The organism is Mycobacterium sp. SM3041 (genome assembly GCF_039668335.1).
In the GTDB taxonomy this organism is placed as follows: Bacteria; Actinomycetota; Actinomycetes; order Mycobacteriales; family Mycobacteriaceae; genus Mycobacterium.
In genome coordinates, this window is sequence record NZ_JAYXBQ010000069.1 from 75,647 (window position 1) to 84,850 (window position 9,204).

General features: G+C 68.3%; 9 protein-coding genes. 4 read left to right on the forward strand and 5 right to left on the reverse strand.

The features are described 5' to 3' along the window. Positions 1-65 precede the first annotated feature (65 nt). From VXD91_RS22060 to VXD91_RS22070, 3 genes are read left to right on the forward strand one after another with little or no spacing between them, the layout of a single operon-like run. Complete coding sequence (locus VXD91_RS22060; RefSeq protein ID WP_318984134.1) at positions 66-1,460, forward strand: zinc-dependent metalloprotease; 1,395 nt, start codon at positions 66-68, stop codon at positions 1,458-1,460. A gap of 54 nt (positions 1,461-1,514) precedes the next feature. After that, positions 1,515-2,372 (forward strand): TOMM precursor leader peptide-binding protein, encoded by an 858-nt coding sequence (locus VXD91_RS22065; RefSeq protein WP_212806545.1) that lies wholly within the window; start codon positions 1,515-1,517, stop codon positions 2,370-2,372. Positions 2,373-2,414: 42 nt separating this feature from the next. Further along, positions 2,415-3,740 carry an AarF/UbiB family protein gene (locus tag VXD91_RS22070; protein WP_212806546.1) on the forward strand — a complete coding sequence of 442 codons (1,326 nt, stop codon included), beginning with the start codon at positions 2,415-2,417 and terminating at the stop codon, positions 3,738-3,740. Between the two features lie 123 nt (positions 3,741-3,863). On the opposite strand, the gene VXD91_RS22075 is transcribed toward VXD91_RS22070, so the two are convergent. From VXD91_RS22075 to VXD91_RS22085, 3 genes are all read right to left on the reverse strand, one after another. Further along, positions 3,864-4,127, reverse strand: a complete 264-nt coding sequence (locus VXD91_RS22075) for a WhiB family transcriptional regulator (protein WP_029105582.1) — start codon at positions 4,125-4,127, stop codon at positions 3,864-3,866. A 152-nt stretch (positions 4,128-4,279) separates the two neighbouring features. Further along, positions 4,280-4,540: a hypothetical protein gene (locus tag VXD91_RS22080; RefSeq protein WP_318984132.1), complete on the reverse strand. Its 261-nt coding sequence runs from the start codon at positions 4,538-4,540 to the stop codon at positions 4,280-4,282. Positions 4,541-4,702: 162 nt separating this feature from the next. Next, positions 4,703-6,814 carry an ATP-dependent DNA helicase UvrD2 gene (locus VXD91_RS22085; RefSeq protein ID WP_212806547.1) on the reverse strand — a complete coding sequence of 704 codons (2,112 nt, stop codon included), beginning with the start codon at positions 6,812-6,814 and terminating at the stop codon, positions 4,703-4,705. Positions 6,815-6,897: 83 nt separating this feature from the next. Between VXD91_RS22085 and mrx1 the strand changes: the two genes are divergently transcribed. Then, a complete protein-coding gene (gene mrx1, locus VXD91_RS22090; protein WP_212806548.1) occupies positions 6,898-7,134 on the forward strand; it encodes a mycoredoxin in 237 nt (78 codons plus the stop codon). A gap of 48 nt (positions 7,135-7,182) precedes the next feature. Here mrx1 and nudC read toward each other — a convergent pair whose 3' ends face one another. Together nudC and VXD91_RS22100 are read right to left on the reverse strand one after the other, a co-directional pair. Further along, positions 7,183-8,109: an NAD(+) diphosphatase gene (gene nudC, locus VXD91_RS22095; RefSeq protein WP_346416429.1), complete on the reverse strand. Its 927-nt coding sequence runs from the start codon at positions 8,107-8,109 to the stop codon at positions 7,183-7,185. Between the two features lie 8 nt (positions 8,110-8,117). Beyond that, complete coding sequence (locus VXD91_RS22100; RefSeq protein WP_212806550.1) at positions 8,118-9,197, reverse strand: potassium channel family protein; 1,080 nt, start codon at positions 9,195-9,197, stop codon at positions 8,118-8,120. Positions 9,198-9,204: the final 7 nt, after the last annotated feature.

Sequence of the window (9,204 nt, forward strand, 5' to 3'; positions counted from 1 at the left end):
TCGGTTCGCTGACAGCATGACCCGCGAAGCCACCCGCCGGCGATGCGGGCAGTACCGTTGACGGTATGGCTGACCTGCCTTTCGGCTTCTCCAGCGGCGAAGACCCCGACCGCGACAAGTCCAAGAAAGAACCTGGACCAGGCTCTTCCGGTGGCTCCTCGGACCCGTTCGGGTTCGGCAACGCGTTCGGCGGTCCCGGCGGCGCCGGCATGCCCGACCTCGGGCAGATCTTCACGCAGCTCGGCGCGATGTTCAGTGGCGCGGGCGCGTCGATGAACAATCCCCAGTCCGGCCCGGTCAACTACGACCTGGCCCGCAAGCTGGCGTCGAACTCCATCGGCTTCGTCAAGCCGGTGCCCGAGCAGACCGCGACGGCCATCTCCGACGCCGTGCACCTGGCGGAGACCTGGCTCGACGGCGTCACCGCCCTGCCGGCCGGCACCACCCGCGCCGTGGCGTGGACGCCGAGCGACTGGCTCGACAACACCCTCAACACCTGGAAGCGGCTGTGCGACCCGGTCGCCGAGCAGCTGTCGACGGTGTGGGTGTCGGCGTTGCCCGAAGAGGCCAAGGCGATGGCCGGACCATTGCTGGCGATGATGTCGCAGATGGGCGGCATGGCCTTCGGCTCGCAGCTGGGCCAGGCCCTGGGGACGCTGTCCAAGGAGGTGCTGACGTCCACCGACATCGGCTTGCCGCTGGGGCCGTCCGGTGTCGCCGCACTGATGCCCGAGGCCGTCGAGGCGTTCGGCGAAGGTCTCGAGCAGCCGCGCAGCGAGGTGCTGACATTCCTCGCGGCGCGCGAGGCTGCCCACCACCGGCTGTTCAGCCACGTGCCGTGGCTGGCCAGCCAGCTGCTCAGCGCCGTCGAAGCCTTCGCCAAGGGCATGAAGATCGATATGAGCGGCTTCGAGGAGATGGCCTCCGGCCTGGACCCGGCGTCGCTGATGGGCGACCCGGGCGCCATGGAGAAGCTGCTGAGCCAGGGCATGTTCGAACCGAAGGCCACCCCCGAGCAGGCCGCGGCGCTCGAACGACTGGAGACACTGCTGGCGCTCATCGAGGGCTGGGTGCAGACCGTCGTCACCGCCGCACTCGGTGAGCGGCTGCCCGGCACGTCGGCGCTCAGCGAGACGCTGCGTCGTCGTCGCGCCACCGGTGGACCGGCCGAGCAGACCTTCGCGACCCTTGTGGGCCTGGAGCTGCGGCCGCGCAAGATGCGCGAGGCCGCGACGCTATGGGAGAAGCTGACCGACGCCGTCGGCGCAGACAAGCGCGACGCCGTCTGGCAACACCCCGATCTGCTGCCCAGCGCCGCCGATCTCGACGAGCCCGCGGCCTTCATCGACCAGGCGCTCGGCGGCGACACCTCGGATCTCGACCAGGCGCTGGCCGATCTGGAGAAGGACCTCAAGCGGTCCGCCGACGAGGACGCGGGAGACGACCCAGCCGAGGGCTGAGTGCCTGTGGATAACTGATTCGCCGAATCGGCGTGCTGTTGGCACAGTTGGCCCATGACCACGTCTCGTCAGACCCTGAACCCGGCCATGCCGGTGTTGCAGCGGCCCGACGGGACGGTGCAGCTCGGCTGGGACCCGCGGCGCGCCATCGGCATTCGGCCTCCGGACGGGTTGACGGTCGGTGACCTGGCGGACTTGCTGCGCGGCATGCAGAGCGGCGTCGACGCCGAGAGCAGCCAGGCGCTCGCGCTGGCGGCCGGGCTGACCGACGTCGACGGCTGGACCGGCTTGGTCGACGCTCTGAACTCAGCGGGACTGTTGCAGACGGCGCCGGATACCGGCCGGCGACCGGTGTCGGTACGCATTCACGGCAGCGGTCCCCTCTCGGACCTGTTGGCCGGCGCCTTGAATTGTTCCGGAACCCGGGTGCGCACCAGCCGATTCGGCCACGTGGCCGTCACGCGGGACGCCGCCGATCTGGTGGTGCTGTCCGATTTCCTGGTCGCCGACCGCCGTCTGGTGCGCGACCTGCACCGTGCCGGGGTCCCGCATCTGCCGGTGCGGATCCGGGACGGCACCGGGCTGATCGGTCCCCTCGTTCTGCCCGGGGCGACGAGCTGCCTGAACTGTGCCGACCTCCACCGCAGCGACCGCGACGCGTCGTGGCCGGTGCTGGCCGCCCAATTGGAGGGCACCGTCGGCAGCGCCGACCGGGCGACGGTACTGGCCACCGCGGCGGTGGCGCTCAACCAGGTGGACCGGGTGATCGACGCGATCCGCGGCGGCGGGGCCCGCGCAGAACCACCGCCGACGCTCGATGCCACCCTCGAATTCGACATCGGCTCGCGGACCACGGTGGTGCGCCGGTGGTCGCGTCATCCGCTGTGTGACTGGTGCGATCGACTGTCGTGACAACACGCGTTGCCATGTCGCTGCCGTGCACTCAGCAACGTCATGGATGATGTGAATGTGGCTGATATCAAACGGGGCAGTGTGGCACGCAACGCGAAGCTCGCCGGTCTGGCCGGCGGCATGGCGGGACGGGCGGCGCTGGGGTTGGGCAAGCGTCTGGCGGGCAGGTCCAAGGACGAGGTGACCGCCGAGCTGATGGACAAGGCGGCCAACCAGCTGTTCACCGTGCTGGGTGAACTCAAGGGCGGTGCGATGAAGGTCGGCCAGGCCCTGTCGGTGATGGAGGCGGCGATTCCCGAGCAGTACGGCAAGCCGTACCGCGAGGCGCTGACCAAGCTGCAGCGTGAAGCCCCGCCCCTGCCGGCCGCCAAGGTGCACCGCGTGCTCGACGCGCAGCTGGGCACCAAGTGGCGCGACCGCTTCCAGTCGTTCGACGACACCCCGGTCGCGTCGGCCAGCATCGGCCAGGTACACAAGGCCGTCTGGTCCGACGGCCGCGAGGTCGCGGTCAAAATCCAGTACCCCGGCGCCGACGAGGCGCTGCGTGCCGACCTGAAGACCATCCAGCGTCTGGTCGGCGTCTTCAAGCAGCTGGCGCCCGGCGCCGATGTCCAGGGCGTCGTCGACGAGCTGATCGACCGCACCGAGATGGAACTGGACTACCGGCTGGAGGCCGACAACCAGCGGGCGTTCGCCAAGGCCTACGCCGGGCACCCGCACTTCAAGGTGCCGGCGATCGTGGCCAGCGCGCCGAAGGTCGTCATCGCCGAATGGATGGACGGCATCCCGATGTCGGTCATCATCCGGGAGGGCACCGTCGAGCAGCGCGACCTGATGGGTACCCGGCTGTCGGAGCTGACATTCGACGCGCCGGCGCGCCTGGAGATCATGCACGGGGACACCCACCCCGGGAACTTCATGCTGCTGCCCGACGGTCGCATGGGCGTCATCGACTTCGGCGCGGTGGCGCCACTGCCCGGTGGGCTGCCGACCGCGATCGGCGAGATGATCAGCCTGGCGCGGGACAAGAACTACGACAAACTGCTGCCGGTGATGGAGGAAGCCGGGTTCATCCAGCCGGGCGAAGAGGTCCCGATCTTCGAGGTCGACAACATGCTGCGGCAGTACGTCGAGCCGATCCAGACCGATGTCTTCCACTACACGCGGCGCTGGATCATGAAAATGGCTGCGGGCCAGTTGGACAACGGCGTGAACCAGATCAAGATGGCCCGTCAGCTCGACATGCCGCCGAACCTGGTCATCCCGCTGCGCGTGATCGCGTCGACCGTGGCGATCTGCTGTCAGCTGGACGCCCACGTCCCCGTGAAAGCCATTGCCACGGAACTGGTTCCGGGCTTCACGCCTTAGTCAACGGCGATTACGCGGCCGCTCGGCGCCGGCGAGCGGCCGCGTAATGCACGCCAAACACGGTGTGTCGGTGTACAAACACGGCCGCTCGCGGTTGGTGCCCCCCGATGTTGGGCCGCGGGGTCATGCCGCGACGACGTCCTTACGCGGACGACCGCGCGGACGCTTGCGTGCGATGACGGCGCCGCGCTCGAGGATCTCCCCACCCCAAACACCCCACGGCTCTTCACGTTCCAGCGCCTCGTTGAGGCACTGCAACCGGATCGGGCAGTCGGCGCACAGCGCCTTGGCCTGTTCCAGCTGAGTGGGGTTGTCAGCGAACCACATATCGGGGTCGCCGACATGACATGGCACCGCCAGCCTTTGTCGGCAAGTCTGGCTAGTCATGTCCTCATCACCTACTTCCTGGTCGTCTTGCGTCTCATCTGTCTGATGGATCGGTGACCAGGTGGTGGTTTTGAGGTTGTGCCCCAAAAACATTGGCCACGGATCCGGTGGTTTCGGGTCCGTGGCCAGGTTTTGGCTGCTGTGGGCGCTACCTAAGTAGTGCCTCGCTTCACGGACGCGAAGGTCTTGGCGTTGCGCTTGCGCTGCGGGATGTCGGCGACATGTCCAGCCGTCGCGAGACGTGCCGCCGGCATAGCGGCGGCTGCAGCGACAGCGGGAATGGCGGGAACGTCAACGATCTGATGCCAACCGGCGCCGACGCGCGATACCGCCTCATAGGCGGCAGCGGTCAACGGCGCACGGGAACCAGAGACAGCGAGGACAGCGCCACGGGACGCATCAAAGCTGATCATCGGGGCCACCTCCTCAGCGGTCGACTGCGGATTCACGGGGTGCGAATTCGCGGGATTTCGTTGCGGCTTCGAGGCTAGACGTTACCACCAAAATCAGGCAAGCGATTTTTTGACCAGCAGTTTTGGCGCAATTTGCGTCAAGTTTGGCGCAATTTAGTGGGGCTAACGGGACGCGTTCACCAATGCCAGCACATCCGGCCCGTATTGCTCCAGCTTGCGCGCACCGATGCCGGGAATGGCCACCAGCGCGGCATTGTCGGCCGGCAGGGCCTCGGCGATCGCGATCAAGGTGTTGTCGGTGAACACCACGTAGGCGGGCACCTTCATCTCCTGCGCGGTACGCAGGCGCCACTCCTTGAGCCGGCCGAGCAGCTCCTCGTCCAGGTTCGACGGGCACGATTCGCAGCGCCGCAACAGGATCGCGGTCGACGACGTCAGCGCCGCATTGCAGACCCGGCAGCGCGGCGCTGGACCCCGTTTACGTTGCGGCTGTTGGGGTTCCCGGCGGCTCTGCGGTGTAAGCCCGTTGAGGAACCGCGAGGGCTTGCGGCTCTGCCGCCCGCCGGCGGCCCGGGCTAGCGCCCACGAAATCGTCAAATGCACTCTGGCCCTGGTGATTCCGACGTAGAAGAGGCGGCGCTCCTCTTCGACCGGTTCGCTGTCCGCGCCATGTGACAGTGCGTGCGAGATGGGCAGCGTGCCGTCGACCAGACCGACCAGGAACACCGCATCCCATTCGAGGCCCTTGGCGGCGTGCAGCGACGCCAGCGTGACGCCCTGCACCACCGGTGGGTGCCGCGAATCGGCGCGCTGACGCAGCTCGACGAGCAGGCCCTGCAGGTCCAGGTTGGGACGCACCGCGACTTCCTGCTCGACCAATTCGACCAAGGCCAACAACGCATCCCAGCGTTCCCGGGCCTTGGTACCCGCCGGCGGCTCGGCCGTCAGGCCCAGCGGTTCCAGCAGATCCCGGACCAACTGGGGCAGCTCGACACCGGCGACGTCACCCTGGTGTCCCGCGGCGCGCTGCAGCGCCAGCAACGACTGCCGAATCTCCTGGCGGCTGAAGAAGCCCTCACCTCCGCGCACCTGGAACGCCACCCCGGCCGCGGTGAGCGCCTCCTCGTACACCTCGGACTGCGCGTTGATGCGGTACAGCACCGCGATTTCCGAAGGGGCAGTACCGGATTGGATGAGCTTCTTGATGGCGGCGGCGACCGCGTTGGCCTCGGCGACCTCGTCGGGATGTTCCCGGAACACCGGCTTGGGCCCCGGATCGCGTTGACCGATGAGCTGCAACCGGCTGGCGGCCATCCGGCCGGACGCCGCCGAGATCACCTGGTTCGCCAGCGACACCACCTGCGGCGTGCTGCGGTAGTCGCGCTCCAGCCGGATCAGCGCCGCATCGGGGAACCGCCGCGAGAAGTCGAGGAGGTATTGCGGGGTGGCGCCGGTGAACGAGTAGATGGTCTGGTTGGCGTCACCGACCACCGTCAGGTCGTCGCGCTCCCCCACCCAGGCGTTGAGCACCCGCTGCTGCAGCGGGGTGACGTCCTGGTACTCGTCGACGACGAAGCAGCGGTAGCGGTCGCGGAATTCGCCGGCGACGGCGGCGTCGTTCTCGATGGCCGCGGCGGTGTGCAACAGCAGGTCGTCGAAGTCCAGCAGCGCCGATCCGTCGCGCCGGGCCTTGAGGCCCTCGTAACCGGCGTACACCGCGGCGACCTTGGCGGCGTCGAACGGGATGTCCCGTTCGATCTTGGCGACCTGCTCCGGGTACAGCTCGGGGCTGATGAGGGACGACTTGGCCCATTCGATCTCACCGGCCAGGTCGCGCACGTCGTCGGTACTGGCCTGAATACCCGCCCGATTGGCCGCCTGTGCGACCACCGCGAACTTGCTGTCGAGCAACTCCCAGCCGGTGTCGCCGACCACCCGCGGCCAGAAGTACCGCAGCTGGCGCAGCGCCGCGGCGTGGAACGTCATGGCCTGGACGGCCCCGGTGCCTTGTGCTCCGTCGATCTCGTTTTCCAGGCTGCGGAGGCGGCCGCGCATCTCGCCGGCGGCGCGCTGGGTGAACGTCACGGCCAGCACCTGACTCGGCGCGACGTGTCCGGCGGCGACGAGATACGCGATGCGGCGGGTGATGGTGCGGGTCTTGCCCGTGCCGGCACCGGCCAGCACGCACACCGGGCCGCGGGGCGCGAGGACGGCCTCACGCTGTTCGTCGTCGAGGTCCTCGAGAAGTGTGGACGGCGGGGCCTCGGCTGGCATGGCCTCCATCATGGCAGGCGGGTGTGACACACGAGGCACCGCTGGGCGGCATGACGCGGCGATCGGATACGTTGAGGTGCGTTATGAGTGCACTGATCATGTACAGCACGACCTGGTGCGGCTACTGCAAGCGGCTCAAGACCGCGCTGAAGGCCGAAGGCATCTCCTACACCGAGATCGACATCGAGCAGGACCCGGCGGCCGCCGAGTTCGTCGGTTCGGTCAACAACGGCAACCACGTGGTTCCGACGGTCAAGTTCCCCGACGGCTCGACGCTGACCAACCCCAGCATCAAGGACGTCAAAGCCAAGCTGAGTTAGGGATTTGTGCACGATTTTCCGCGCTGGCCGCGGATTTTCGTGCACAAATCACTGAGCCGCCCAGGATTCGATGATCTCCCGGGCGATCGAGATCGAGCCGGGCAGCAGCAGCCGGGTGTCCGCCGTGCTGTTCCAGTCGCCGTGCTCGAGGGCCTCGCGCACCTCGGCCCGGGTGAACCAGTCGGCCTCGGCGATCTCACCGTCGTTGAACGAGAACGGCTGCTCCGGATCACCGATGGCGTGGAAGCCGACCATGAGCGAACGCGGGAACGGCCAGGGCTGACTGCCCAGGTACTTGACGTCGGTGACGGTCAGACCGATCTCCTCGGCGATCTCGCGCACCACGCAGCTCTCGAACGACTCGCCGGCCTCGACGAACCCGGCCAGCAGTGAGAACAACCGCTCGGGCCAGTTGGTCTGCCGGGCCAGCACCGCGCGGTCATGCCCGTCGTGCACGAGGCAGATGATCGCCGGGTCGATGCGCGGGAATTCCTCGTGGCCGCCGACGCTGTTGACCCGCGCCCAGCCGCCCTTGATCGGCTTGGTGGGCGCGCCGTCGATGGCGCTGAAGCGGGCGCTGTCATGCCAGTTCAGCAGTGCCGTCGCCGTCGAGACGAGCTGCGCGCTGATGTCGTCGAAGATCGGCCCGGCCCGGCGCAGGTCGAGGACCTCAACCGGCGCGTCCGTCCCGCCCGTCGGCTCCTCCAGTGCGGCGCGCACGCCCCACACATGGCGGCCGTCGGGCATCCGGCCCAGGAACACCGCGTGCTCGTCGGGCTTGTCGCCGAGTTCCGCGGCACGCCCGAGCACCACCCGGCCACCGGAGATCAACACCTGATTACGGCGGTCCACGCGCAGCAGCAGCGCGTCCTTCCAGCCGGCGATCGCCGCGTCGACGTCGGTGCGCAGCGTGTCGGCGCGGTCGGCACCGACCCGGGACAGCAGCGGGACGTTACGCAGGGTGAAATCGCTCATCGCGGGGCTTACCGTTCGACTTCGGCGTTGCGGATGTAGAGCAGCCGGTCCCCGGCCGCCAGGGCGTCGACCTCAGGCGAGTCGACCCGCAGCAGCTGCCCGTCGCGCACTACCCCGAGCACGATGTCGGTCAGGTGCCGCGGCGAACCGCCGAGCTCCTTGGCCTCGACCTCGCGCTCGGAGATCGCGAAGCCGGCGTCGGGTGTGAGCAGGTCTTCGACCATCTCGACGACGCTCGGCGTCTGGGTCGCGATGCCCAGCAGCCGGCCGGCGGTCTCCGAGGACACGACCGTCGAGTCGGCACCGGACTGCCGCAGCAGGTGCTGGTTCTCGGCCTCGCGGGCCGAGGCGACGATCTTGGCCTTGGGCGCCACCTCGCGCGCGGTCAGCGTGACGAGCACGGCGGTGGCGTCCTTGTCGGTCGCGACGACGATGGACTTCGCGTGCTGGGCGCCGGCGAGGCGCAGCACCTCCGACTTGGTGGCGTCGCCGACCACGGTGACCAGTCCGGCGGCACGCGCCCGGTCCAGGGCCGCCGGGTTCTCGTCGACGACGACGATGTCCCCGGGGGCGACCTCGTCACCGACCATGGCCTGGACCGCGGTGCGGCCCTTGGTCCCGTAACCGACGACGATGGTGTGGTTGCGCACGGTGCTCCTCCATCGCTGAATCTTCAAGGCTTGACGAGACTGCGTGGTCAGCGTCTCGACGGTCGTACCGATGAGCACGATCAGGAACGCGATCCGCATGGGCGTGATCACCAGGACGTTCACCAGGCGCGCGCTCGGTGTCAGCGGTGTGATGTCGCCATAGCCGGTGGTCGACAGCGACACCGTCGCGTAGTAGATGCAGTCCAGGAGCGACATCTCGTTCTCCTGGGCGTCGCGGTAGCCGTCGCGGTCGAGGTACACGACGAGCACCGCGGCGGCGAGCACCAGCAGCGCGTAGATGACACGCCGCACGATCCGGCGGATGGGACTGACGAACGCTTCCGGAATCTGCAGCACATCAACCAGATCCGCGTTCTGGCGGCTCGTGAGGTTCTGTTCCATCGCGGCCATGCGCCGCGACAACCTAACGCGAGCCATGCGGCTC